Genomic DNA, 26,358 nt, shown 5'->3' with positions numbered 1-26,358 from the left:
CCTCGCCACCTCTTCATGTCGTCCCGCCGCTACCCGCAGCGGGGTCGGCGAACTGTTGCCGCCATTCGTACCCCGAGGCGGCGCAAACAGCCGTAACAGGACTTGCCATGCGCCATACCACCCGCCTTTCCGCCCTGCTGGCCCTGGGCCTGATCAGCCGATCGCCGGCCCTGCTGGCCAACAACCTGGTGTTCTGCTCCGAAGGCAGCCCCGCCGGCTTCGACACCGCGCAGTACACCAGCGCCACCGACAACGACGCCGCCGAACCGATCTACAACCGCCTGGTCGAGTTCGAGCGCGGCGGCACCGCCGTGCACCCTGCCCTGGCGACCCGCTGGCAGGTGTCCGACGATGGCCTGCGCTACACCTTCCACCTGCGCGAAGGGGTGAAGTTCCACAGCAACAAGGCCTTTACGCCGAGCCGCGACTTCAACGCCGACGATGTGCTGTTCACCTTCAACCGCATGCTCGACAAGAACCACCCGTTCCGCCAGGCCTACCCGACCGAGTTCCCCTATTTCATCAGCATGGGCCTGGACAAGAACATCGCCCGTGTCGAGAAAGCCGATCCACTGACCGTGATCTTTACCCTGAACAAGGTCGATGCCGCGTTCATCCAGAACCTGGCCATGAGCTTCGCTTCCATCCTCTCTGCCGAATACGCCGAACAGCTGATGGCCAGCGGGCGCCCCAGCGACATCAACCAGCAACCGATCGGCACCGGGCCGTTCGTGTTCCAGCGTTATCAAAAGGATTCGCAGATCCGCTACAAGGGCAACAAGGCCTATTGGGCACCCCAGGAGGTGAAGATCGACAACCTGGTGTTCTCGATCAACATCGACCCTTCGGTGCGCATCCAGAAGCTGCGCCGCAACGAGTGCCAGGTCACCCTGCACCCGCGTCCCGCCGACCTGCCGGCGCTCAAGGCCGACAGCAAGCTGCAGGTGCAGCAGCAGCCGGGCTTCAACCTCGGCTACATCGCCTACAACACCCAACACCCACCGTTCGACCGCCTGGAAGTGCGCCAGGCGATGGACATGGCGGTGAACAAGCAGGCGATCATCCAGGCCGTGTACCAGGACTCCGGCCAGTTGGCAGTCAACGCCATGCCGCCGACCCAGTGGTCCTATGACGACAGCCTCAAGGACGCGCCCTTCGACCCGGAAAAGGCCAAGCAGCTACTGCAGCAGGCCGGGGTCAAGCCGGGTACCGAGATCACCCTGTGGGCCATGCCGGTGCAGCGCCCGTACAACCCCAACGCCAAGCTGATGGCGGAAATGCTCCAGGCCGACTGGAGCAAGCTCGGCTTCAAGGTGCGCATTGTCAGCTACGAATGGGGCGAGTACCTCAAGCGCATGAAAAGCGGCGAGCACGATATCGCCCTGATCGGCTGGACCGGGGACAACGGCGACCCGGACAACTGGCTGGGCACCCTCTACAACTGCGATGCCATCGGCAGCAACAACTACTCGCTATGGTGCGACCCGCAGTACGACAGCCTGGTCAAGCAGGCCAAGCAGGTCACCGACCGCGCGCAGCGCACCGCCCTGTACCAGCAGGCCCAGCAGCGGCTCAAGCAACAGGTGCCGATTACCCCGGTGGCGCACTCCACGGTCAACCAACCGCTCAGCGTCAAGGTTTCCGGGTTCAAGGTCAGCCCGTTCGGGCGCAATGATTTTTCCGGTGTGAGTGTCGACTGATCTTTAACCCTCAAGGGCCTCTTCGCGGGTAAACCCGCTCCCACAGGTACGGCGCACATGCCGAAACCTGTGGTGCCCCTGTGGGAGCAGGTTTACCCGCGAAAGGGCCAACACAACACCCCGATTCAGCCCGGCAACCCCGGGCAACCCTGGCAACACCGCAGCAATCACCCGGCCCACAAGGCCGGCAATAACTAGAAAAGAAAGGGAGCTTTAACCTTGAGAGTATTCACCTTGACCGCACTGGCATTATCCATCAGTGCCTTATCCACCGTGGCCCAGGCCGACCCGCAAAGCCAGGACTACATCCCCATTACCCTCAAAGGCAGCAGCGAGCAGGAGCAGGCCAGTGGCTTCATCGACGGCCAGAGCCTGTCCGGCAGCACCCGTAACTGGTACGCCCGCGAACGCGCCGCACGCGCCCCGCTGTGGAAGTACTACAAGAGCGACGGCACCCGCCACGACACCCACAGCCGCGAGAACTGGGTGCAGGGCACCATCCTCAACTACAGTTCTGGCTTCACCCAGGGCACCGTCGGTTTCGCCGTCGAAGCCGCCGGCTACAACGCCATCGCCCTGCAGCAGAGCCGCGAAGCCGTCGCCGGCCCCAACAACCGCACCCTGACCCACAGCGACGGCGACCCGATCGGCCAGTGGAGCAAGATGGGCCTGGCCAACGTCAAGGCGCGGGTGTCCAACACCACCCTCACCGTCGGCCGCCAGTCGGTGGACACACCGATGATCGCCTACATTGGTAACCGCGCCCTGCCGTCGAGCTTCCAGGGCGCGTTCCTGCACAGTGCCGAATTCGACAACCTGAGCTTCGACCTGGGCACCTTCGACCGCGTCTCGCCGCGTACCGAACAGAGCCTCAGCAAGTTCCGCAGCGAGTACAGTGCCACCGGCGTGGAAACCGACCGCGCCAGCACCGCCGGTATCAACTACCAGCCGTTCAAGAGCCTGAGCACCAGCCTGTACGCCACCAAGGTCGACGACTTCTGGAACCAGTACTACTTCGGCGCCAACCACGTGCTCGGCGATAGCGCTGTACTCAGCCTGAGCACTGGCCTGAACTACTACAAGACCGTCGACGCCGGCAGCAAGAAGATGGGCGAGATCGACAACGACACCTACAGCCTGTCGCTCGGTCTGACCCACCAGGCCCATACCCTCAGCGCCTCCTGGCAGCAGGTCAACGGCAACGAGTACTTCGACTACCTGCACGAAACCAACGGCATCTACCTGGCCAACTCGCTGCTGTCGGACTTCAACGGCCCCAACGAGAAGTCGCTGCAGATCTCCTACGTGCTGAACATGGCGCCGTACGGCGTGCCGGGCCTGAAGTTCAACCTGTACAACGCCCGCGGCTGGGGCATCGACGGTACCCATTACCGCGGCACCGCCTACGACGTGAACGGCCTGGATGGCGAAACCCACTACGAGTGGGGCATCGGCACCAGCTACGCGGTGCAGAGCGGGCCACTGAAAGACACCAGCATCCGCGCCACCTACACCGCGCACCGCGCCAGCAAGGCCCAGGGCGATGGCAGCCTGGATGAGTTCCGGGTGGTGACCACCATTCCATTCAACATTCTCTGACGGCCGGCGCCACGGCCCGCTTCGTTGCGGGCCGTGGCGGCTACGCTGGAATCAATGCAAGCAGGGAGTTTCAACCCATGCAGAAAGCTTTCATGAAATCGCTGCCGCTGCGCCTAGCCCTGGCAGCGCTGGTCCTGGGCAGCGCCACGCAACTGGCGGCCAAACCGCTGGTGGTGTGCACCGAAGCCAGCCCGGAAGGGTTCGACATCGTCCAGTACACCACTGCGGTTACCGCCGATGCCTCGGCCGAGACGGTATTCAACCGCCTGGTCGACTTCAAGCCCGGTACCACCGAAGTCCAGCCGGCCTTGGCCGAGCGCTGGGACATTTCAGCAGACGGCCTGACCTACACCTTCCACCTGCGCCAGGGCGTGAAGTTCCACACTACCGACTACTTCAAGCCCACCCGCGACTTCAACGCCGATGACGTCCTGTGGAGCCTCAATCGCCAGCTCGATCCGAACCATCCATGGCATGACAAGACCAGCGTCGGGTACCCGTACTTCGAGAGCATGGGCTTCAAGGACCTGCTCAAGTCGGTCAGCAAAGCCGACGAGCACACCGTGGTGATTACCCTTAACCGACCGGAAGCGCCATTCCTGCGCGACATGGCCATGGGCTTCACCTCGATCTACTCCGCCGAGTACGGCGACCAGCTGCTCAAGGCCGGCAAGGCTGCCGAGTTGAACAGCAAGCCAATCGGCACCGGCCCGTTCATCTTCCAGCGTTACAACAAGGATGCCCAGGTTCGCTTCAAGCCTAACCCGGACTATTTCCGCGGCAAGCCGCCTGCCGATGCGCTGGTCTTCGCTATCGCTACCGACAGCAACGTGCGCCTGCAGAAACTGCGCGCCAACGAATGCCAGGTGGCACTCTATCCCAAGCCCGATGATGTACCGTCGATCAAGCAGGACCCGAAACTCAAGGTCGAGGAGATCGAGGCCTTGGTCACCGGTTACATCTCGATGAACACCGAACACAAATACCTGAGCGACGTTCGCGTGCGCAAAGCCATCAACATGGCCTTCGACCGCCAGACCCATGTCGACCAATTGTTCGGCAAAGGCAATGCACTGGTCGGCGTGAATCCGTACCCGCCGACCATGATCGGCTACAACAACGAGAACAGAAACCCGCCCCGCGACCTGGCCAAGGCGCGCGATCTGCTCAAGCAGGCGGGCGTGCCCGAAGGTACGGTAATCACCCTGTTCACGCGCAACGGCGGCGGCCCGACCAACCCCAACCCGCGTTTGTCTGCCGAGATGCTGCAGGCCGACCTCAAACAGATCGGCCTGAAGCTGGACATCCGCGTGATGGAGTGGGCCGAAATGCTGCGCCGGGCCAAGAAAGGCGAGGCCGACCTGGTGTCCACCGGCTGGGCCGGCGACAACGGCGACCCGGACAACTTCCTCAGCCCGCTGCTCAGTTGCGATGCCGCCAAAAGCGGCGAGAACTATGCGCGCTGGTGCAACCCTAAGTTCCAGGAGTTGATCAGCCGCGCCCGCGAAGTGATCGACAACGACGAGCGTGCAAGGCTCTATAACGAGGCATTGAAAGTGTACGATGACGACCAACCCTGGATCAGCATGGCCCATCCAAAGATGTTCACCGCCATGCGTGACAACGTGGAGGGCTACGTGATCAACCCTCTGACCAACAACAACTTCGCCACCACCAAGGTGAAGTAGAACAACAACGACCGCCGGCAACCCACACGGGAACCGGCGGCACCACCGTAGCGGGCTGATCGCCCCACGGCCTGATGAGGTAACCCCGACAATGTTGAGCTTTATTGCCCGGCGCCTTGGCCTGCTGATACCGACCTTTTTCGGTATCACCTTGCTGACCTTCGCGCTCATACGCCTGATCCCCGGTGACCCGGTGGAAGTGATGATGGGCGAGCGCAGGGTCGACCCCGAAATGCATGCCCAGGCCATGGAGCGCCTGGGCCTGAACAAGCCGCTGCCGGTCCAGTACCTGGACTACGTCGGCAAGCTGGCCCAGGGTGACCTCGGTGAATCGCTGCGCACCCGCGAGAGCGTGTGGAGCGAGTTCCTCACCCTGTTCCCGGCCACCCTCGAACTGGCCTTCGCCGCCCTGCTGTTCGCCGGCATCGTCGGCCTGCTGGCCGGGGTGATCGCCGCGCTCAAGCGCGGTTCGCTGTTCGACCACGGGGTGATGGGCATTTCCCTGGCGGGTTACTCGATGCCGATCTTCTGGTGGGGCCTGATCCTGATCATGTTCTTCTCGGTAAGCCTGGGCTGGACCCCGGTATCCGGGCGCATCGACCTGCTCTACGACATCGAGCCGAAGACCGGCTTCATGCTCATCGATACCCTGCTCAGCGACGAGGAAGGCGCGTTCAAGGACGCGGTGATGCACCTGATCCTGCCGGCCATCGTGCTCGGCACCATCCCGCTGGCGGTGATTGCCCGCATGACCCGCTCGTCGATGCTCGAAGTGTTGCGCGAGGACTACATCCGCACCGCCCGCGCCAAAGGCCTGTCACCGGCCCGCGTGGTGTTCGTGCACGGCCTGCGCAACGCGCTGATCCCGGTACTGACCGTGTTCGGCCTGCAGGTCGGCACGTTGCTGGCCGGTGCAGTGCTGACCGAAACCATCTTTTCCTGGCCGGGCATCGGCAAGTGGCTGATCGAAGCCATCGGTGCCCGTGACTACCCCGTGGTCCAGAACGGCATCCTGTTGATCGCCTGCCTGGTGATCCTGGTCAACTTCGTGGTGGATATCCTCTACGGCCTGGCCAACCCACGCATCCGTCATCAGCGCTGAGGCCCTCGCCATGACTAGCCCGATTCCGAAATCCGTCACGCCGGCCAGCCCGGTGGACCAGAGCCTGCTCTACCCCTCGCCGTACAAAGAATTCTGGCAAGCCTTCGCGCGCAACAAAGGCGCGGTGATGGGCCTGGCCTTCATGTGCCTGGTGGTGTTCTGCGCGCTGTTCGCGCCGTGGGTCGCCCCGCACGACCCGAGCGAGCAGTACCGCGACTTCCTGCTGACCCCGCCGGTGTGGCTCGAAGGCGGCAGCTGGCAGTTCATCCTCGGCACCGACGAGCTGGGCCGCGACCTGCTTTCGCGGCTGATCCAGGGCGCGCGGCTGTCGCTGCTGATCGGCCTGTCGTCGGTAGTGATGTCGTTGATCCCGGGCATCCTGCTCGGCCTGCTGGCTGGTTTCTTCCCGCAACTGCTCGGCCCGTCGATCATGCGCCTGATGGACGTGATGCTGGCGCTGCCCTCGCTGCTGCTGGCGGTGGCCATCGTCGCCATCCTCGGCCCAGGCCTGATCAACACCGTGATCGCCATCGCCATCGTATCGTTGCCATCCTATGTGCGCCTGACCCGCGCCGCCGTGATGGGCGAGCTGAACCGCGATTACGTCACCGCCGCACGCCTGGCCGGTGCCGGGCTGCCACGGCTGATGTTCGTCACCGTGCTGCCCAACTGCATGGCACCGCTGATCGTGCAGGCCACCCTCAGCTTCTCCTCGGCCATCCTCGACGCTGCCGCCCTGGGCTTCCTCGGCCTTGGCGTGCAGCCGCCGACCCCGGAGTGGGGCACCATGCTGGCTTCGGCCCGTGACTACATCGAGCGCGCCTGGTGGGTGGTGAGCCTGCCCGGCCTGACCATTCTGCTCAGTGTGCTGGCAATCAACCTGATGGGCGACGGCCTGCGCGATGCGCTGGACCCGAAACTCAAGAACGCCGCCTGAGGAGAACGCCATGTCACTGTTGCAGATCAACAACCTGAACGTGCGCTTCGGCGACGCCACTGCGGTACCGGTGGTCGATGGCCTGGACCTGACGGTGGAGGCCGGCGAGATCCTGGCCATCGTCGGCGAATCGGGCTCCGGCAAGTCCGTGACCATGATGGCCCTGATGGGCCTGATCGATGCCCCGGGGCGCATCACTGCCGACGCGCTCAACTTCGACGGCACCGACATGCTCAAGCTCAGCGGCCGCCAGCGACGCAAGGTGGTGGGCAAGGACATCGCCATGGTCTTCCAGGACCCGATGACCGCGCTCAACCCCAGCTACACCGTGGGCTACCAGATCGAGGAAGTGCTGCGCCAGCACCTGGGCCTGAAGGGCAAGGCCGCGCGCCAGCGTGCCCTGGAGCTGCTGAAAAAGGTCGAGATCCCGGCGGCCGAAAGCCGCCTGGACGCCTACCCGCACCAACTGTCCGGCGGCATGAGCCAGCGCGTGGCGATTGCCATGGCGATTGCCGGCGAACCCAAGCTGCTGATCGCCGACGAACCCACCACTGCACTGGACGTGACCATCCAGGCGCAGATCATGGAGCTGCTGGTCAACCTGCAGAAAGAGCGCAACATGGCGCTCATCCTGATCACCCACGACCTCGCCGTGGTCGCCGAAACGGCCAGGCGCGTATGCGTGATGTACGCCGGCCAGGCCGTGGAAGTGGGCCAGGTGCCGGAGCTGTTCGACGTGCCTGCCCACCCCTACAGCGAAGCACTGCTGGCGGCGATTCCCGAGCACAGCATCGGCGCCGAGCGCCTGGCCACCCTGCCCGGTATCGTCCCCGGCCGCTACGACCGCCCCGAGGGTTGCCTGCTGTCACCGCGCTGTCCGTACGTGCAGGACAACTGCCGGCGCCAGCGCCCGCCCCTCGATCCCCAGGCCCATGGCCTGGTGCGTTGCTTCTACCCGCTGAACCAGGAGGTGGCGTGATGGCCGTCGTTCTATCCGCCCGGGAGCTGACCCGGCATTACGAAGTCTCTCGCGGGCTGTTCAAGGGCCACGCCCTGGTCCGCGCGCTGAATGGCGTGTCGTTCGAACTGGAGGCCGGCAAGACCCTGGCCGTGGTCGGCGAGTCCGGCTGCGGCAAGTCGACCCTGGCCCGCGCCCTGACCCTGATCGAAGAGCCGTCGTCCGGCTCGCTGCAAATTGCCGGCACCGAAGTGAAAGGCGCCAGCAAGAGCGAACGCAAGCAACTGCGCCGCGACGTGCAGATGGTGTTCCAGAGCCCCTACGCCTCGCTCAACCCTCGGCAGAAGATTGGTGACCAGCTGGCCGAGCCGCTGCTGATCAACACCTCGCTGAGCAAGGCCGAGCGGCGAGAAAAGGTGCAGAAGATGATGGAACAGGTCGGCCTGCGCCCCGAGCATTACCAGCGCTACCCGCACATGTTCTCCGGCGGCCAGCGCCAGCGTATCGCCCTGGCGCGGGCGATGATGCTGCAGCCCAAGGTGCTGGTGGCGGACGAGCCGACCTCGGCGCTGGACGTGTCGATCCAGGCCCAGGTGCTGAACCTGTTCATGGATTTGCAGAAGGAGTTCAACACCGCCTATGTGTTCATCTCGCACAACCTGGCGGTGGTGCGGCATGTGGCCGATCAGGTGCTGGTGATGTACCTGGGGCGGCCGGCGGAGATGGGGCCGAAAGAGGATATCTACGAAAGGCCGTTGCACCCGTATACCCAGGCGTTGCTGTCAGCCACGCCGGCGATTCACCCGGACCCGTTGAAGCCGAAGATCCGTATTGCCGGGGAGCTGCCCAACCCGCTGAACCCGCCGGATGGCTGTGCGTTTCACAAGCGCTGCCCGTATGCGACCGAGCGGTGTGCCAAGGAGGTGCCGGCGTTGCGGCAGGTGAGTACCCGGCAGGTGGCCTGCCACTATGCGGAGCAGTTCCTCTAGATCGGTATGACCTTCTTCGCGGGTAAACCCGCTACCACAGGTGTTTCACAGCATTCGAAATCTGTGCGCTCCCTGTGGGAGCGGGTTTACCCGCGAAGGGCCGCAAAGCGGCCCCGGGGATCTCAATGCATGAAGAACCAGATCAGGATAATCACCGGAATCGGCACCCCAATCATCCAGAGCAGTATCGAGCGCATGGTCTTTCTCCTTGTTCGATGTTGAACAGACCGGTGCACTCGCCATGCCATCCCTGTCAAAAAATTACACTCAACCGAATCAACGGCTTACTCCCCAAGCCGCTTGGCGAAACCGTGCAATATGCCGGATCCACACCCTTGCAGCTGGGTGTTCTGCAATGCACTATCAGGCTCATGACCGCCACTACCCTCCCCGACGGCCCCGAGCAGACCCCGCTCACCGCCGACACCGTGCTGCGCTACCACCTGTGCTGGAAGCACCGCGACCTCGACGGCGTCATTGCGCTCTACCACCCCGACATCCAGTACCACGACTTCTTCCAGAACCGCGTGCTCGGCTACCAGGAACTGCGTGACTACGTGCGCGCCTGCCTGCCCCATGAAGCCGGCGAAGACATCGTCCACAGCGACCGCATCCGCGTCGACGGCTGCACCGCGTTCATCCAGTACCAGGTCACGGTCCAGGGCGGCGATGGCCTGGTAGCGTTCCAGTCCAGTGAGGCGATCACCGTCAAGGACGGCCTGATCTGGCAAGTCAACGAGTACGCCACGCTGGTCCGCCAGAACGGCAGCGGCCACACCAGCAGCGGCCCGCGCCCAGCCACCAGCCGCCTTGGCCTGTCCCCCCGACAACTGTCGACCATGGCCCAGGACCTGGAGCACTACTTCCAGCGCCAGCGCCCCTACCTGGACCCGGAGCTAGACCTGCAGCAGGTGGCCGACGCCAGCGGCTACAGCCGCAACCAGATCTCCTACCTGCTCAACCAGGTGCTCGGGCAAAGCTTCTACCGCTACGTCAACCAGGCCCGCCTGCAGCACCTGATGGCCAGCCTCGATGACGACAGCGTCGAGGCGACGATCGACGAGCTGGCGTTCAATGCCGGTTTCAACTCGCTGTCGGCGTTCTACAAGTGTTTCCGCGAACACACCGGGCTTACGCCCAAGGCCTACCTGAAGCAAATTTCCCTGCGTGCACGCACGTAGGACAGCCGCCCGCCGACACCACTAGGATCGCCACAGACCTTGACGGATGTGGAGCCGAACCCGATGCAACCCCTGCGCACGCTCAGCCTGTGGATGGACCAGCTTGACGAGCCGCTGTGCGCCCGCCCGGCCCTGCGCGACGACCTGGAAGCGGATGTGTGCATCATCGGCGCTGGCTACACCGGCCTGTGGACCGCCTACTACCTCAAGCGTCAGGCGCCACAGCTGAACATCGCCGTGATCGACGCCAACATCGCCGGCTTTGGCGCCTCGGGGCGCAACGGCGGCTGGCTGATGGGCAACCTGCTCGGCGAAAACCGCCTGCTCGCGACCCTGTCGCCGCAACAGCGGCGCACCAGCATCGACCTGCTGCATGGCATTCCTGATGAAGTACACCGCGTGCTGCAACGCGAGGGCATTGACTGCGATTACCGCAAAGGCGGCGTGCTGTACTGCGCCGCACGCTACCCGGAACAGGAGCGTAGCCTGCGCGCCTACCTCGACGACCTTTATCGTCAGGGCATGACCGAGGACGACTACCGCTGGCTGCGCCCCGAACAGCTGGACGCCCAGTTGCGGGTCAGCAATGCCTATGGGGCCATCTACAGCCCGCACACCGCAACTATCCAACCCGCCAAGCTGGCGCGTGGCCTGGCCCGAGCGGTAGAAGCGCTGGGCGTACCCATCTACGAAAACACCCCGGCCATCGACTGGCAGCCCGGTGAGGTGCGTACCCCGTTGGCGCGCATTCGCTGCCAATGGATGGTACCCGCCGTGGAGGGCTACGCCGCCAGCCTGCCGCCACTGGGCAAACATCAGCTGCCGGTACAGAGCCTGTTGGTGGCCACCGAGCCATTGCCGGAGGCCACCTGGGAACAGATCGGCCTGAACCAGGGCCAGGCGTTCAGCGAAAGCAGCCGCCAGGTCACCTATGGCCAGCGTACCGCCGACAACCGCCTGGTATTCGGCGCCCGTGGCGGCTACCGCTTCGGTGGCCGCCTGCGCGAAAACTTCAACCTCACTGAACAGGAAATCGAGCTGCGCCGCTATCTGTTCAGCGAACTGTTCCCGCAGCTGAAGCACGTGCGCATCACCCATTCGTGGGGCGGCAACCTGGGCATGGCACGGCGCTTCCACCCGCACATGCTCTGCGACCGCCAGCGCGGCATCGCCCTGGCCGGCGGCTACGGCGGCGAGGGTGTCGGCGCCACCAACCTGGGCGGGCGCACCCTGGCGGCGCTGATCCTCAACCAGCACAACGAACTGACTGCGCAACCCTGGGTGCTCGACAACCGCCCGCTTTCAAGCCTGGCCAGCTGGCCACCCGAGCCCTGCCGCTGGCTGGGCTACAACGCAATCATCCAGAGTTTCGTCCACGAGGACCGGACCCTCGCCAATCCCGCCTGCGCGTCGTGGAGGCGGCGCCTGGCCAGCAGTCTTGCGGACTTCATGGAAGGTTTCATGCACTGACTTCCCTTTCCCCGACACAGGATTCACCGGTCATGAACATCACCCAGTTCAAGAACAGCGACAGCGCCGTGCTGGATAGCTCCAACCCCGTTGCGGTACCACTCGGCGAGCCCGTGGCGGTGACCTCGGTCACCTGCGTGGAACGCAGCGACGGCGTCGAAACCGGCATCTGGGAGTGCACCCCCGGGCGCTGGCGGCGGCAGATCGTGCAGCAGGAGTTCTGCCATTTCATCAAGGGCCGCTGCACCTTCACCCCCGACGGTGGCAAGCCGCTGCTCATAGAAGCCGGAGACGCACTGATGCTACCGGCCAACAGCACCGGCACCTGGGACATCCAGGAGACCGTGCGCAAGACCTACGTCCTTATTTTCTGATCCGCTGATCGCCTGCCTTCGACAACAACAGACAAAGCAAGGTAACCCCGACATGCGCACGCTCCTTCTCGCCCCCCTGATGCTGGCCGCCAGCGTGGCCGGCGCCGCCGAAACGGTGAAGATCTACAACTGGTCCAGCTACGTCGCCCCCGACACACTGAAGAACTTCCAGCAAGCCAGCGGTATCGTGCCCACCTACGATGTTTACGACAGCAACGAAACCCTCGACGGCAAGCTGATGACCGGCAACTCCGGCTACGACGTGGTGTTTCCATCCAACCATTTCATGGCCCGGCAGATCCAGGGCAAGGCCCTCAAGCGCCTGGACAAGTCGCAACTGCCCAACTGGCACAACCTCAACCCGGTGCTGCTCAAGGCGCTGGAGGTGAACGACCCGGGCAACCAGTACGGCTTCCCCTACCTGTGGGGCAGCACCGGTATCGGCTACAACATCGACAAGGTCAAGGCGGTGCTCGGGGACAACGCGCCACTGGACTCATGGGACCTGATCTTCAAGCCCGAATACATGAGCAAGCTGAAAACCTGCGGCGTCGCCGTGCTGGACAACGGCCCCGAACTGTTGCCGATCGCCCTGCACTACCTGGGCCTGCCGCACCACAGCCAGAACCCGGCGGACTACGACAAGGCCAAGGCGCTGTTGATGCAGGTGCGGCCGTACATCAGCTACTTCCACTCATCGAAGTACACCGGCGACCTGGCCAATGGCGATATCTGCGTGGTGGTGGGTTTCTCGGGGGATGTGCTGCAGGCGAAGAATCGCGCCGAAGAAGCGAAGAACGGAGTGAACGTGGGGTACTCGATCCCGAAGGAAGGCGCGCCGATGTGGTTCGACATGGTCGCCATGCCGGCCGATGCGCCGGATGAAAAGGCCGGGTATGCCTACATGAACTACCTGCTGCAGCCGCAGGTGATGGCCAACATCAGCAACCATGTGCAGTACGCCAACGGCAACCTCGAAGCGGACGGGCTCGTGGAACCGGCGATGAAGGACAACACGATGGTTTACCCGAGCGAGGAAGTGATGGGCAAGCTGTATGCGCTGGAGGCAATGCCGGCGAAGATCGACCGTATCAGAACCCGGATCTGGACCAGTATCAAGGCCGGGAATTAATTTCGGTCTTAGCACGGTCCCTGTGGGAGCGGGTTCATCGGAGCGCCGAACCGCCGCGAATGCGATATTGAATTCACCGACGCATTCGCGGGTGAACCCGCTCCCACAGGGTCAGTTGGCAGGCTCTCGAAAATCAGTGGTGCTCGCGGGTAGCGCGGAACTTGATGTCCGGCCAGCGCTCTTCCATCAGCGACAGGTTGACCCGGGTCGGCGCCAGGTAGGTCAGGTGCCCGCCACCGTCGATGGCCAGGTTTTCCATGGCCTTGTTCTGGAATTCCTCGAGCTTCTTCTTGTCGTCGCAGCCGATCCAGCGCGCCGACCAGACGGTGATCGGCTCGTAGGCGCACTCGACCTTGTACTCTTCCTTCAGGCGGCTGGCGACCACGTCGAACTGCAGCACACCGACCGCACCGAGGATGATGTCGTTGCTGCGCTCCGGGAAGAACACCTGGGTCGCGCCCTCTTCGGCCAGCTGCTGCAGGCCCTGACGCAGCTGCTTGGATTTCAGCGGGTCCTTCAGGCGTACGCGGCGGAACAGTTCCGGGGCGAAGTGCGGGATACCCGTGAAGCCCAGCGCCTCGCCTTCGGTGAAGGTGTCGCCGATCTGGATGGTGCCGTGGTTGTGCAGGCCAATGATGTCGCCGGCATAGGCCTCTTCCAGTTGCTCACGCTCGGAGGAGAAGAAGGTCAGCGCATCGCCGATACGCAGGTCCTTGTTGATCCGCACGTGGCGCATCTTCATGCCTTTCTCGTACTTGCCCGAGCAAATGCGCATGAAGGCGATGCGGTCGCGGTGTTTCGGGTCCATGTTCGCCTGGATCTTGAACACGAAGCCGGTGAACTTCTCTTCCACAGGCTCGACGGTACGCTCGTGGGCAACACGGCCCAGCGGGCGCGGCGCCCAGTCGACGACTGCGTCGAGCACGTGGTCGACACCGAAGTTGCCCAATGCAGTACCGAAGAACACCGGGGTCAGCTGGCCGTTGATGAACTCTTCCTGGTTGAACTCGTGGCAGGCACCCTGCACCAGCTCCAGCTGCTCGACGAACGAGTCGTACTGGTCGCCCAGATGGGCGCGGGCCTCGTCCGAATCCAGCTTCTGAATGATCTTGGCTTCGGTGCGCTCGTGGCCGTGGCCCGGGGTGTACACCACGATGTAGTCACCGGTCAGGTGGTACACGCCCTTGAAGTCGCGGTAGCAACCGATCGGCCAGGTGATCGGTGCCGCCTTGATCTTCAGTACCGCTTCGATCTCGTCGAGCAGTTCGATCGGGTCGCGGATGTCACGGTCGAGTTTGTTGATGAAGCTGACGATCGGCGTGTCGCGCAGGCGGCACACGTCCATCAGGGCGATGGTGCGTGGCTCTACACCTTTACCGCCATCGAGCACCATCAGCGCCGAGTCCACCGCGGTCAGGGTGCGGTAGGTATCTTCCGAGAAGTCTTCGTGACCGGGGGTGTCGAGCAGGTTGATCATGTGCTCGCGGTACGGGAACTGCATCACCGAGGTGGTGATGGAGATGCCGCGCTGCTTCTCCATTTCCATCCAGTCGGAGGTGGCGTGGCGGTCGGACTTGCGCGACTTCACGGTACCGGCGACGGCAATGGCCTTGCCCATCAGCAGCAGCTTCTCGGTGATGGTGGTCTTACCGGCGTCGGGGTGGGAAATGATTGCGAAAGTGCGGCGCTTCGCGACTTCGGCGGCCTGGTTGGTCATGGGAAATCGCCTGACTGGGGGATTTAAAAGGGGCGATATCATACCTGAAGTTGGGCCGGGACCAAAACCTGAGGAATGAGTGGTGCTGTGCCGGCCTCTTCGCGGGTAAACCCGCTCCCACAGGGACTGCACAGCGTCCAGGTGCGGTGCAGTCCCTGTGGGAGCGGGTTTACCCGCGAAAGGGCCGGCTCAGGCAAAGCCGATTCCACAGGCAATCGCTTTATCACGATAAATGGCCACAGGTCAGTTATTTCAACGCTTGTAGCGAATCAATACGCTGTTTTTTCTCGCCATATTTCGATACACCCAGTGATTAGCACTGGCCAAATGCCGCCCCAGATGGGAACCTTTACACCCACGGAGACGTCCACTCCCCTGCAACCCGCTTCGGTTGGGGAGCTGTTTTCATCAGCATTTTCGGGCCCGACGGGGTTCGGCTCATGGCCTGATCGCAGCCTTCGGCGTGCGTCATGCTGCTACTCGCGAACACACCACCCGCCGCCAGGACTGGCCGGCAACCAAGAAGTGTGCTCGCCGACTACACAAGGAGTCCGCCTGTGGCAAAACGCTACGGAAAAGGGCTGTTGGGATGGGCCGCCGTGCTCGTCATCCTGGCCCTGCTGGTCCACTGGATCGGCATCGACACGATCACGCGTTATCGCGACGATCTTGGGTTCTACCTGCAAGCGCACCTGGTCCTGGTGCTGGCTTCGATGGCGGCGGCGCTGGCCGTGGGCATCCCCGCCGGCATTGCGTTAAGTCGACCGCAGCGGGTCGACAAAGCCGAGCGCTTCATGCAGTTGTTCAACGTTGGCAACACCATCCCTCCCCTGGCCGTTCTGGCCATCGCCCTGAGTATCCTGGGCATCGGCGCCGGGCCTGCAATCTTCGCCCTGTTCCTCGCCTCCCTCCTGCCCATCGTGCGCAACACCTACGAGGGCCTGAAAAACGTCCCCGCCTCGCTCAAGGAAGCCGCCACCGGCATCGGCATGACCCCGCGCCAGCAACTCTGGCAGGTTGAGTTGCCCAACGCCGTGCCGATCATCGTCGGCGGCGTGCGCGTGGCCCTGGCGCTGAACGTGGGCACCGCACCGCTGGCCTTCCTGATCGGCGCCAACAGCCTGGGCAGCCTGATCTTCCCCGGCATCGCCCTGAACAACCAGCCACAGCTGCTGCTGGGTGCCGCCTGCACCGCGCTGCTGGCGCTGGTGCTGGACGCGGCGGTGAGTTTCTCCAGCAAGCGCTGGCTGGAACGTGGCCTGGCTGGATAACAAGAGGGAACGTATGAACAAGAAAATCGCCTTGCTGCTGGGCGCGGCCCTGCTGTTCGCAGGATTTGCCCAGGCAGCGGAAAAACCGCTGATCCGCATCGGCGCGCGGGTGTTCACCGAACAGACCGTGCTCGCCGAAATCACCGCGCAATACCTGCGCGCCAACGGTTTTGACGTGCGCGTCACCAGCGGCCTTGGCAGCAGCATCGCGCGCCAGGCCCAGGAAACCGGCCAGCTCGACCTGATGTGGGAATACACCGGCGTGTCACTGGTGTCGTACAACCATATCGATGAGCGCATGCCCAGTGCCGAGGCCACCTACGCCAAGGTCAAGGCACTGGACGCGAAGAAAGGCTTGATCTGGCTGACCCCGTCGAAGTTCAGCAACACCTACGCGCTGGGCCTGCCCAAGCAGGTCGCCGAGGCTTATCCACAGATCAACTCGATCAGCGACCTCAACCAGGTGCTGCGTGACGAAAGCCGACGCAACCACCTGGTGGCGCTGGACACCGAGTTCGCCAACCGCCCGGACGGCCTGGTCGGCCTGAAGGCGATGTACGACTTGCAAGTGGGCCGCGCCAACATCCGCCAGATGGATGCCGGCCTGGTCTACACCGCCATGCACAACAACCAGGTGTTCGCCGGCCTGGTGTACACCACCGATGGCCGCCTGAACGCGTTCAACCTCAAGTTGCTGGAAGACGACAAGCACTACTTCCCCGACTACACCGCCGCGCCGGTGGTGCGCAAAGCCGTGCTCGACGCCAACCCGCAGCTGGCCGGCCTGCTCAAGCCACTGGCCGAGCAACTGGATGACGCAACCATGCGCCAGCTCAACGCCAAGGTCGATGTCGAGCACCAGAACCCGACCGCCGTGGCTGCCGCTTTCCTGCGTGAGCATCCACTGAACAGCGAGGGCCAGCCATGAACCTGATCGATACCTTCAACCATCTGGACTGGGCCCAGGTGCTGCATCTGACCTGGCAACACATCATGCTGGTCGGCGTCGCCGTGGGCCTGGCGATCATCGTCGGCGTACCGCTGGGCATCCTGATGACCCGCTTCCCGGCCGTCGCCGGCCCATTGCAGGCCAGTGCCACGGTGCTGCTGACCATCCCGTCCATCGCCCTGTTCGGCCTGCTGCTGCCGTTCTACTCCAGGTTCGGCCAGGGCCTCGGGCCGCTGCCGGCGATCACTGCGGTGTTCCTCTATTCACTGCTGCCGATCCTGCGCAACACCTACCTGGCCCTGACCAACGTCGAGCCCGGCATCCGTGAAGCCGCGCGCGGCATCGGCATGACCTTCGGCCAGCGCCTGCGCATGGTCGAACTGCCCATCGCCGTGCCGGTGATTCTCGCCGGCGTGCGCACCGCCGTGGTGATGAACATCGGCGTCATGACCATCGCCGCCACCATCGGCGCCGGCGGCCTCGGCGTACTCATCCTTACCTCCATCAGCCGCAGCGACATGTCGATGCTGCTGGTCGGCGCCGTGCTGGTCAGCCTGCTGGCGATCATCGCCGACCTGCTGCTGCAAACCCTGCAACGTGCCCTGACTCCAGAAGGACTGCGCTCATGATCGAACTGAAGAACCTCAGCAAAACCTTCAACGTCAACGGCAAGGACGTCAAAGCCGTCGACGCGGTAAGCCTCACCGTCAACGAAGGGGAAATCTGCGTGTTCCTCGGCCCCTCGGGCTGCGGCAAGAGCACTACCCTGAAAATGATCAACCGCCTGATCACCCCCACTTCCGGCCAGGTGTTCATCAATGGCGAAGACACCACCGGGCTGGACGAAGTCACCCTGCGCCGGCACATCGGCTACGTGATCCAGCAGATCGGCCTGTTCCCCAACATGACCATCGAGGAGAACATCACCGTGGTGCCGCGCCTGCTCGGCTGGGACAAACAGAAGTGCCATGAACGCGCCCGCGAGCTGATGCACATGATCAAGCTGGAGCCCAAGCAGTACCTGCAACGCTACCCGCGCGAGCTGTCCGGTGGCCAGCAGCAGCGTATCGGCGTGATCCGCGCCTTGGCGGCGGAAGCGCCGGTGCTGCTGATGGACGAGCCGTTCGGCGCGGTCGACCCGATCAACCGCGAGATGATCCAGAACGAGTTCTTCGAGATGCAGCGGGCGCTGAACAAGACGGTGATCATGGTCAGCCACGACATCGACGAAGCGATCAAGCTGGGCGACAAGATCGCCATTTTCCGTGCCGGCAAGCTGTTGCAGCTGGACCACCCGGACACCCTGCTGGCGCATCCGGCGGATGAGTTCGTCAGCAACTTCGTCGGCCAGGACAGCACCCTCAAGCGCCTGCTGCTGGTGCGTGCCGAGGATGCGGCAGACAACGCGCCATCGGTGAGCCCGCAGACGCCGGTGAGCGATGCGCTGGAGCTGCTGGACGAGCACGACCGCCGTTACGTGGTGGTGACCGATGCGCAGAACAAGGCACTGGGCTACGTGCGCCGGCGTGATATGCATCGCCAGCAAGGGACCTGTGGCGACTTCCTGCGGCCGTTCAATGCAACCGCGGCGCATGATGAGCATTTGCGCATCCTGTTGTCGCGGATGTACGAATTCAACCGGGCGTGGCTGCCGGTGCTGGATGCCGAGCAGGTGTTCCTGGGTGAAGTGACCCAGGAGTCGATTGCGGCTTACCTGAGTTCGGGGCGTTCGCGGGGGGCCAAGACCAGCATCGTTTCGCCGGCCGAGGCGGTGATTTCCTGAATCGGCCTCTTCGCGGGTAAACCCGCTCCCACAGGGACTGCGCAAGCTGATGACCTGCGCGATACCTGTGGGAGCGGGTTCACCCGCGAACAGGCGACGCGGTGTCAGAACCCTACACTGGCCTGCACATAGAAGGTCCGTGGCTCACCCACATAGATGCCGGCATTGTTGTCGCTGGAGCGGGTGAAGTACTGCTTGTCGAACAGGTTCTTCACCCCCGCCGCCAACTTCAGGTTGGACATTTCCGGTCCGAACTCATAGCCGCCACGCGCATGCCAGGTCACGTAACCCGGAATGTCGCCGAACTGCCCGTCCGCACTCGGCTCGGTGATGTAGTCGCCGTTGAAGCTGCCATCGGCATTGATCCCCGTACCCGGTGCACGCTGTTTGGATTGGGCGTAGGCATCCAGGTTCCAGGTCCAGTGGTTGACCGCGTAGCGCACCCCGGCAGTGGCCACCTGGCGTGAATAGAACGGCAGGTCACGGCCCTTGAAGCCAGGAATGTCCCCTTCATAAGTAGCGCGGGTATAGGTGTAGCCACCGCTCACCGACAGCCCTTCCAGGCGCGGGTCAAGCCCCGCCAGGTCATAGCGCACCGAAGCCTCGATACCCTGGTGCTTGGTCGCGCCGAGGTTGGTCCAACCCACGTCGTTGCTGATGTACTGCAGTTCGTCGTCGAAGTCGATGTAGAACGCCGTCAGCTCACCGGCAAAGGCGCCATTGTCATAGCGGGTACCGATTTCGTAGGTCTTGGCCTTTTCCGGTTCCAGGCCATTGGCCGTGCTGTTGCCAGTACCGCCCTGGCCCAGCTGGAAGTACTGCAGGCTGCCAAACGAGGTCTCGTAGTTGGCGAACAACTTCCACGCATCGGAGAGGTGGTACATCACGCTCAGCGCCGGCAGCGGCTCGTTGCTGGTGATGCTGCGTTTCTTCTCTGGCACCGGCTGGCCGTTGGCACCGAGCACCGGGCGGTCGCGCCAGTCGGTGTTGATGTGCTCGAAGCGGATGCCCGGGGTGATGGTCCAGTTACCCACGTCGATCTTGTCGTCGATGTAGTAGGCGCTGGCCTCGGTACCGCCACTGCGGTCCTGGAACACATGGCCGTCGGAGGTCGGGGTTGGCGTCGGCACATTGTCGATCAGCGCCAGGCGGGTCGACTGCTCACGCATCGCTTCCTTCAGGTAGCGGTAACCCACGCTGACTTCCTGGGTGGTCGGGCCGGCGAAGAAGATCCGCGACAGCCGTGGTTCGATGGCGAAGGTGTGGTAGTTGCGCGGGTACGACGACAGGGTCTTCATGTCGCGCGAGGCAATGGCGCTGCCGCGGAAGCTGTCGGTGTAGTAGGTCAGCACTTCGAACTGGGTGGCGTCGTCGAGCTGCCGCTGCCACTTGAACGACACATCCTTGCGCCGGCCGGCGAAGTAGTCGTAGTCGCGCAGCGACTGGTACGGGTTGCTGTCGTACTGGGCCTGGGTCAGGCCGCCGGGCATGTCGGCACGGCCATCGTAATAGTGGAAGTTGAGCCAGAACTCGTCGACGTCAGTCGGCGCCCAGTGGGTCTTGAGGATGACGTCATCGATATCGTTGCCGTTGTTGCTTTCACGGTAGCCGTTGCCATTCACCCCGGTGTACAGCAGCGCCACACCCATGCCGTTGTCCGCCGTGCCGCCGACGAAGGCCGATTCGGTATGCTTCCAGCCACCATGCCGGGAGGTTTCCAGGGTGGTGGACAGCTCCGCCGAGGCCTTCTCCGGGATCGCCCGGGTAACGAAGTTGATCACCCCGCCGACGTTCTGCGGGCCATAACGCACGGAACCGGCGCCACGTACCACGTCGATGCTGTCGAGGTTGCCCGAGGAAATCGGCGCCATCGACAACTGCGGCTGCCCATAGGGCGCGAAAGCGGCCGGGATACCGTCGATCAGTACCGTGGAGCGTGGCGACAGGCGTGAAGTCAGGCCGCGAACGCCCACGTTCAGCGACAGGTCGCTGCCGCCGGTGCCGTTGGAGTCCTGCACCTGCACGCCCGGGATGCCGCGCAGCACATCGCGCACGTTCATTGCGCCCTTCTCCACCATCGCCTCGCGGCGCACCACCGTGCGCGCGCCGGGGTGGTTCTGCACCACGCTCTGCTGGGCATCGCCCAGCCAGTCACCCACCACCTTGATGTCGGTGGGCGCCAGTTCCAGGCTGCCAGTGGTGAAGGTGCCATCAGCCTGCGCCGGCTTGACCACCACGGTGCCCTGGGACATCTCGTAGGTCAGGCCGCTGCCTTGCAGCAGCTGCTGCAGCGCCTGCTCGGGCGCCAGCTGGCCGGACACCGCCGGGGCTTGCTTGCCGGCCACCAGTTCGGGGCTGAAGAACAGCTGCAGGTTGGTCTGCTGGCCCAGCTGGTTCAGCGCCGAAGCCAAGGGTTGGGCCTGGATCTGGATGGTGCTGCCGGCCTCTGCGGCCTGGCCGTTGACGGCCACGGCACTGACCGCCAGGGCCAGCGCCAGAGCGCGGAAGCGTGGAAAGGGCTTGTTGTTGTTCACGTCGTCGAAACTTCCTGGAATACGGAATAAACGCCAACCGCATGCAAATGGAAATGCTTGGCAGTTGCAGCTGGCGGGGAAGACGAACGAGCGAAAAAAAACCTGAATCTATTTCGCGATTATTTCGCGCGAGCCATCTTCATGGGCCTTGATGGCCACCGGCAGGATGCTCGGCAAGGCGCGCAGCAGCGCGTCGGTGTCGTCGGTGCTGAAGGTGCTGGACAGCCGCAGTTGGGCGACTTTGCCGGGGGCGACCCGCAGCGGCTGGCTGCGGTAACGCGAAGCTTCTGCCACCACCTCGGCCAGGGTGGCGTTGTCGAACACCAGCCGGCCTTGGCGCCAGGCCGTCAGGGCATCGGTATTCACCGCATAGGGTGCGGCCACCTGGCCTTGTGCATCGATATGCGAGCCCTGGCCAGCCGTGAGCTGCGCCAGCGAGGCGCCCTTGCCCTGCACACGCACCGAGCCCTGCTCCACCGCCACGCGCGTGCTGGCCGGGTCCAGCCGGACATCGAAACGGGTACCGGTGACAGTCACGCTCCCCTGGGCGGTGTCGACCACGAACGGCCTGCCACTGTCATGGGCGACGGTGAACATCACTTCACCCGCCATCAGCCGGACATGCCGCTGGCCGGCGCTGAAGGCGACCTGCACTTGCGTACTGCCGTTGAGTTCAAGGTGCGAACCATCCGGCAGGTCAACCTGGCGGCGTTCGTTGAAGGCTGTCTGCAAACTGCCCTGGTGATTCAGTTGCTGGTAGTGCCAGCCACCCCAGCCCAGCCCCAACGCCAGTGCGGCCACACTGGCGGCCAAGGCCTGGCGCACAAAGCGTCGACGTGGCAACTGACGTACCGGGGCTGGCTGGCACAGCGCTTCCAGGCGCTGGCGGGGGATGAAGTCGGCGGCCTGCCACAGGCGGGCGAGCTGCTGGTACTCTTCACGGTGCCGTGCATCGCCTTCCAGCCAGGCGTGCAGTTGCGCCTGCAGCACGGCATCGCGAGGCGCATCCTGCACGCGGGCAAACCATGCGGCCGCCTGCTCGCGGACGGTACCGGTACCGTGCTGTTTCATCGAAAAGGTCTCCTGACTCATCATGCCGACACATCCAGGTGCTCACGCAGATGCCGGAGCGTGCGGATCATATACTTTTCGACCATGTTCTTGCTCAACCCCATGCGCTCGGCGATCTCGGCCTGGGTCAGGCCTTCGAGCTTCTGCCAGATGAACACCTGCCGGCAATTGAGCGGCAGTTCGGCCAGCGCCCGCTCGACCCTGTCGGCCAGCTCCAGCGCATGCACGTAGGCCTCGGGGTCGCCATTACCGGCCACGCCTTCATCGAAGGCTTCCAGCTCCAGGGCCTGGCGGCGGTCCTCGCGACGGAAACCGTCCACGGCAATGTTGCGCGCGGTCTGGTGCAGGTAGGCGCGGGGCTGCTCAACCTGCTCGCGCGGGTTTTCCAGTACCCGGACAAAGGCATCGTGGGTGAGGTCCTCGGCCTGCGGTCGACTGCGCAACTTGCGCGTCCAGGTGCCGATCAGCTCGTGGTAGTGGTCGAGGAAGCCTTTGGGTCCGGACACGGTCGGGGTCATCAGGGAGGCGGACAAGGGTGCGAATAGTAATGTTTCTCATCAAAACCGGCAATTCCGCCAGTCGGTAACAAAAAATTTATTGTCTTTTTCATGGACGGCAGTGCGAAGCATTGTGGCCATAAATATGAACACCACAGGACTCTTCGCGGGTAAACCCGCTCCCACAGGAAGCGTGAAAACCCTGTGGGAACGGGTTTACCCGCGAAGGGGCCAATTTGGTCCATTCCACAATTTTTTACGCTTGAAACACTGCGGGGAACATCAGCTGGTCACACGAGTCGGTTATTCAAATGGCTGGTCGTCGATCCACGTCGATCACGCCCGGATTGCCTGTTGATTCTGCATTCTTCACGCCCTAAAGTGCGCGCCGAACGTCCATGCTGGAAACGATCCATCCGGCTCAAGTACTGAGTAGGCGAACCAAAGTGGGGATACGGAGGACGTTCAGTTTGCAGCCACTTAATCTTTCAGTTTGCCCATGGAGTCCCTGAGCATGTCGATCCAGGTCGAAGACTATTTCGCGCGTGACACCTTCCAGAAAATGAAGGCGTTCGCCGACAAGCAGGAAACCCCGTTCGTACTCATCGATACCCAGATGATCAGCCAGGCCTATGACGACCTGCGTGCTGGTTTCGAATTCGCCAAGGTGTACTACGCGGTCAAGGCCAACCCGGCCGTCGAGATCATCGACCTGCTCAAGGAAAAAGGTTCGAGCTTCGACATCGCCTCGATCTACGAGCTGGACAAGGTGCTGGGCCGCGGTGTAACCGCCGACCGCATCAGCTACGGCAACACCATCAAGAAGTCCAAGGACATCCGCTACTTCTACGAGAAGGGCGTGCGCCTGTATGCCACCGACTCGGAAGCCGACCTGCGCAACATCGCCAAGGCCGCGCCGGGCTCGAAAGTGTACGTGCGTATCCTCACCGAAGGCTCGACCACTGCCGACTGGCCGCTGTCGCGCAAATTCGGCTGCCAGACCGACATGGCCATGGACCTGCTGATCCTCGCCCGCGACCTGGGCCTGGTGCCTTACGGCATTTCCTTCCATGTTGGCTCGCAGCAGCGCGACATCAGCGTATGGGACGCTGCCATCGCCAAGGTCAAGGTGATCTTCGAGCGCCTGAAGGAAGAAGACGGCATCGAGCTGAAGCTGATCAACATGGGTGGCGGCTTCCCGGCCAACTACATCACCCGGACCAACAGCCTGGAAACCTACGCCGAAGAGATCATCCGCTTCCTGAAGGAAGACTTCGGTGACGACCTGCCGGAAATCATCCTCGAGCCGGGCCGTTCGCTGATTGCCAACGCCGGTATCCTGGTCAGCGAAGTGGTACTGGTTGCACGCAAGTCGCGCACCGCTGTCGAGCGCTGGATCTACACCGACGTGGGCAAGTTCTCCGGCCTGATCGAAACCATGGACGAAGCCATCAAGTTCCCGATCTGGACCGAGAAGAAAGGCGAGGCCGAAGAAGTGGTCATCGCCGGCCCGACCTGCGACAGCGCCGACATCATGTACGAAAACTACAAGTACGGCCTGCCGCTGAACCTGGCCATCGGCGACCGCCTGTACTGGCTGTCGACCGGTGCCTACACCACCAGCTACAGCGCAGTGGAATTCAACGGCTTCCCGCCGCTGAAGGCTTACTACCTGTAATGCACAACGGGGCCGCAAGGCCCCGTTTTCATTTGTGCTTTGCTGTACCGGCCTCTTCGCGGGCACGCCCGCTCCCACAGGTACAGCGCAGCCTCAAGCCTTGTCCAGACCCTGTGGGAGCTGGCCTGCCGGCGATAGGGCCAGCACAGGCGACATCAGGCTTCGCGCCGCTCGATCTCCTCGGCATACCGCGCCGCAAAGGCCATCAATACCGGCCCCGCCCCCTGCAAGCTCACCAGCGCACTGCGCAGGAAATTCATGTTCCCCTCGACCCGCGCCCGCTCCAGCCAAGGCCCGGCTTCCGCCACCTGCCCACGCTCGACCAGCACCAGCCCCAGGCTGAACATGCCGCGAAAGTCCCCCGCCTCGGCCGAACGCCGATACCAGCGCACCGCCCGTGTCGGGTTGGGCGCCGTGGCGATGCCTTGCTCCAGGTAACGCCCGTACAGGTTCATCGACTTGGCATGCCCCATGTGCGCCGCTTTCTCGTAGCACATCAGCGCCTGCGCCTGGTTGGCCGGTACGCCGCGCCCGGTGGCCAGCAGGTTGCCCAGGTTGTACAGCCCCCAGTCCAGCCCGGCATCGGCCGCACGCGCATAGTGAACGGCCGCCTGCGCCGGGCTTGGCTCACCGCCCCAGCCATGCTCCAGGCAACGCCCCAGCATGTTGTGCGCCATGGCACTGCCGCCCTGTGCGGCAATGCCGAACCAGCGCCTGGCCACGGCGGCATCCGCCTGAATGCCGCGCCCGTCAAGCAGGATCTGCCCCAGCAGCAACTGTGCCTCGACCGCACCCTGCCCGGCCGCCGCCAGAATCGCCTGGGCAGCCTTGCCGGGGCTTTCTTCCAGCATGGCCTGCAAACGGGCCACATCCATCACTTCCTCACGCCGCAACTGATAGGACACGGTTCAGACCTCGGCCCAGCGGCGCAGCAGGTTGTGGTAGGTGCCGGTCAGTTGCAGCAGTGATGGATGGTCCGGCACATCGGCAGTCAGTTGCTGGATGGCATTGTCCATCTCGAACAGCAACGCCCGCTGGCTGTCCTCGCGCACCAGGCTCTGGGTCCAGAAGAACGCGGCGTAACGCTGGCCACGGGTCACCGGGTTGACCTTGTGCAGGCTGGTGCCGGGGTACAGCACCAGGTCACCGGCGGCCAGTTTGACCTGCTGCACGCCATAGGTGTCCTGGATCACCAGCTCGCCGCCGTCGTAGCTGTCCGGATCGCTGAGGAACAGCGTGGAGGACAGGTCGGTACGCACCCGCTCCGGGCTGCCCTTGGGCTGGCGCAGGGCGTTGTCGATGTGGAAGCCGAAATTGCCACCTTCGCGGTAGCAGTTGATCAACGGCGGGAACACCTTGTGCGGCAAGGCTGCGGACATGAAGCGCGGGTTCTGCCACAAGCGGTCGATCAGCGCACTGCCGATCTCCTTGGCCAGCGGGTGTCCTTCCGGCAGCTGCAGGTTGTGCTTGGCCTTGGCCGACTGGTAGCCGGCCGTGATCTTGCCGTCGGCCCAGTCGGCCTGCTCCAGCGCCTCGCGGATACGGGCCAGCTCATCGGTATCGAACAGGCCGGGGATGTGAAGCAGCATGGCGGCAGCACCGTTGGAAAATGTAAAGGCGCCAATGATATTGATTCCCTTTTGCGCTTCACAACCCCCATTCGCCGCTTAAGACGTTTCAGCTTGATGAAACCGTAAAGGGAAATTGTAAAGATTGTAAATTCTTCAC

At 63.5% G+C, this 26,358-nt stretch carries 22 protein-coding genes; 16 read left to right on the top strand and 6 right to left on the bottom strand.

Annotated elements, in window-relative coordinates; translation table 11 throughout:
• Positions 1-107: 107 nt before the first annotated feature.
• The 11 genes from MKK04_RS04605 (at position 108) to MKK04_RS04555 (ending at position 13,130) form a co-directional block, all read left to right on the top strand.
• Entirely contained in the window at positions 108-1,700 is a 1,593-nt protein-coding gene (locus tag MKK04_RS04605; protein WP_241106293.1) for an ABC transporter substrate-binding protein, read from the top strand.
• A gap of 219 nt (positions 1,701-1,919) precedes the next feature.
• Positions 1,920-3,299, top strand: a complete 1,380-nt coding sequence (locus MKK04_RS04600) for an OprD family porin (RefSeq protein WP_063911341.1) — start codon at positions 1,920-1,922, stop codon at positions 3,297-3,299.
• 77 nt (positions 3,300-3,376) lie between these two features.
• A complete protein-coding gene (locus MKK04_RS04595; RefSeq protein WP_172827466.1) occupies positions 3,377-4,987 on the top strand; it encodes an ABC transporter substrate-binding protein in 1,611 nt (536 codons plus the stop codon).
• Positions 4,988-5,078: 91 nt separating this feature from the next.
• Positions 5,079-6,089 carry an ABC transporter permease subunit gene (locus MKK04_RS04590; RefSeq protein WP_012316108.1) on the top strand — a complete coding sequence of 337 codons (1,011 nt, stop codon included), beginning with the start codon at positions 5,079-5,081 and terminating at the stop codon, positions 6,087-6,089.
• 10 nt (positions 6,090-6,099) lie between these two features.
• The gene (locus MKK04_RS04585; RefSeq protein ID WP_063911340.1) at positions 6,100-7,026 is read left to right on the top strand and encodes an ABC transporter permease subunit; all 927 of its coding nucleotides are present in this window, start codon (positions 6,100-6,102) and stop codon (positions 7,024-7,026) included.
• Between the two features lie 10 nt (positions 7,027-7,036).
• Positions 7,037-8,005, top strand: coding sequence for an ABC transporter ATP-binding protein (locus MKK04_RS04580; protein WP_144170662.1), 969 nt, complete (start codon positions 7,037-7,039; stop codon positions 8,003-8,005).
• Positions 8,005-8,973 carry a peptide ABC transporter ATP-binding protein gene (locus MKK04_RS04575; protein WP_024086321.1) on the top strand — a complete coding sequence of 323 codons (969 nt, stop codon included), beginning with the start codon at positions 8,005-8,007 and terminating at the stop codon, positions 8,971-8,973. Before MKK04_RS04580 ends, MKK04_RS04575 begins: the two co-directional genes overlap by 1 nt.
• Positions 8,974-9,344: 371 nt before the next feature.
• Positions 9,345-10,154, top strand: a complete 810-nt coding sequence (locus MKK04_RS04570) for an AraC family transcriptional regulator (RefSeq protein WP_144170661.1) — start codon at positions 9,345-9,347, stop codon at positions 10,152-10,154.
• Between the two features lie 63 nt (positions 10,155-10,217).
• Positions 10,218-11,624, top strand: coding sequence for an NAD(P)/FAD-dependent oxidoreductase (locus MKK04_RS04565; protein ID WP_207834748.1), 1,407 nt, complete (start codon positions 10,218-10,220; stop codon positions 11,622-11,624).
• 32 nt (positions 11,625-11,656) lie between these two features.
• Complete coding sequence (locus tag MKK04_RS04560) at positions 11,657-11,998, top strand: cupin domain-containing protein (RefSeq protein ID WP_063911335.1); 342 nt, start codon at positions 11,657-11,659, stop codon at positions 11,996-11,998.
• A 52-nt stretch (positions 11,999-12,050) separates the two neighbouring features.
• Positions 12,051-13,130, top strand: a complete 1,080-nt coding sequence (locus MKK04_RS04555) for a polyamine ABC transporter substrate-binding protein (RefSeq protein ID WP_241106292.1) — start codon at positions 12,051-12,053, stop codon at positions 13,128-13,130.
• Between the two features lie 133 nt (positions 13,131-13,263).
• On the opposite strand, the gene MKK04_RS04550 is transcribed toward MKK04_RS04555, so the two are convergent.
• On the bottom strand, positions 13,264-14,847 hold the full coding sequence (locus tag MKK04_RS04550; RefSeq protein ID WP_003257876.1) for a peptide chain release factor 3: 1,584 nt from the start codon (positions 14,845-14,847) through the stop codon (positions 13,264-13,266).
• 557 nt (positions 14,848-15,404) lie between these two features.
• Here MKK04_RS04550 and MKK04_RS04545 point away from each other — a divergent pair.
• Genes MKK04_RS04545 through MKK04_RS04530 form a run of 4 tightly spaced genes read left to right on the top strand, consistent with a single transcriptional unit; the run spans position 15,405 to position 18,850 of the window.
• Complete coding sequence (locus MKK04_RS04545; RefSeq protein ID WP_063911333.1) at positions 15,405-16,118, top strand: ABC transporter permease; 714 nt, start codon at positions 15,405-15,407, stop codon at positions 16,116-16,118.
• Between the two features lie 13 nt (positions 16,119-16,131).
• Positions 16,132-17,046, top strand: a complete 915-nt coding sequence (locus MKK04_RS04540; RefSeq protein WP_144170657.1) for a glycine betaine ABC transporter substrate-binding protein — start codon at positions 16,132-16,134, stop codon at positions 17,044-17,046.
• Complete coding sequence (locus MKK04_RS04535) at positions 17,043-17,696, top strand: ABC transporter permease (protein WP_063911331.1); 654 nt, start codon at positions 17,043-17,045, stop codon at positions 17,694-17,696. Before MKK04_RS04540 ends, MKK04_RS04535 begins: the two co-directional genes overlap by 4 nt.
• A complete protein-coding gene (locus tag MKK04_RS04530) occupies positions 17,693-18,850 on the top strand; it encodes an osmoprotectant ABC transporter ATP-binding protein OsmV (RefSeq protein ID WP_144170656.1) in 1,158 nt (385 codons plus the stop codon). Before MKK04_RS04535 ends, MKK04_RS04530 begins: the two co-directional genes overlap by 4 nt.
• Positions 18,851-18,954: 104 nt before the next feature.
• On the opposite strand, the gene MKK04_RS04525 is transcribed toward MKK04_RS04530, so the two are convergent.
• The 3 genes from MKK04_RS04525 to MKK04_RS04515 all read right to left on the bottom strand — a co-directional run bounded on the left by MKK04_RS04525 (position 18,955) and on the right by MKK04_RS04515 (position 22,973).
• Positions 18,955-21,384, bottom strand: coding sequence for a TonB-dependent siderophore receptor (locus MKK04_RS04525; protein WP_241106291.1), 2,430 nt, complete (start codon positions 21,382-21,384; stop codon positions 18,955-18,957).
• 108 nt (positions 21,385-21,492) lie between these two features.
• Positions 21,493-22,455 carry a FecR family protein gene (locus tag MKK04_RS04520; RefSeq protein ID WP_144170654.1) on the bottom strand — a complete coding sequence of 321 codons (963 nt, stop codon included), beginning with the start codon at positions 22,453-22,455 and terminating at the stop codon, positions 21,493-21,495.
• Between the two features lie 20 nt (positions 22,456-22,475).
• Complete coding sequence (locus tag MKK04_RS04515) at positions 22,476-22,973, bottom strand: sigma-70 family RNA polymerase sigma factor (RefSeq protein ID WP_144170653.1); 498 nt, start codon at positions 22,971-22,973, stop codon at positions 22,476-22,478.
• Positions 22,974-23,466: 493 nt separating this feature from the next.
• On the opposite strand from MKK04_RS04515, the gene MKK04_RS04510 reads away from it, so the two are divergent.
• Entirely contained in the window at positions 23,467-24,630 is a 1,164-nt protein-coding gene (locus MKK04_RS04510; RefSeq protein WP_054901082.1) for a type III PLP-dependent enzyme, read from the top strand.
• A gap of 155 nt (positions 24,631-24,785) precedes the next feature.
• On the opposite strand, the gene MKK04_RS04505 is transcribed toward MKK04_RS04510, so the two are convergent.
• Entirely contained in the window at positions 24,786-25,535 is a 750-nt protein-coding gene (locus MKK04_RS04505; protein WP_207834756.1) for a tetratricopeptide repeat protein, read from the bottom strand.
• A gap of 3 nt (positions 25,536-25,538) precedes the next feature.
• Entirely contained in the window at positions 25,539-26,219 is a 681-nt protein-coding gene (locus tag MKK04_RS04500) for a Fe2+-dependent dioxygenase (RefSeq protein ID WP_063911325.1), read from the bottom strand.
• Positions 26,220-26,358: the final 139 nt, after the last annotated feature.

It is taken from the genome of Pseudomonas sp. LS.1a (genome assembly GCF_022533585.1).
Taxonomy (GTDB): domain Bacteria; phylum Pseudomonadota; class Gammaproteobacteria; order Pseudomonadales; family Pseudomonadaceae; genus Aquipseudomonas.
This window is presented reverse-complemented; position numbering and strand designations above follow the sequence as displayed.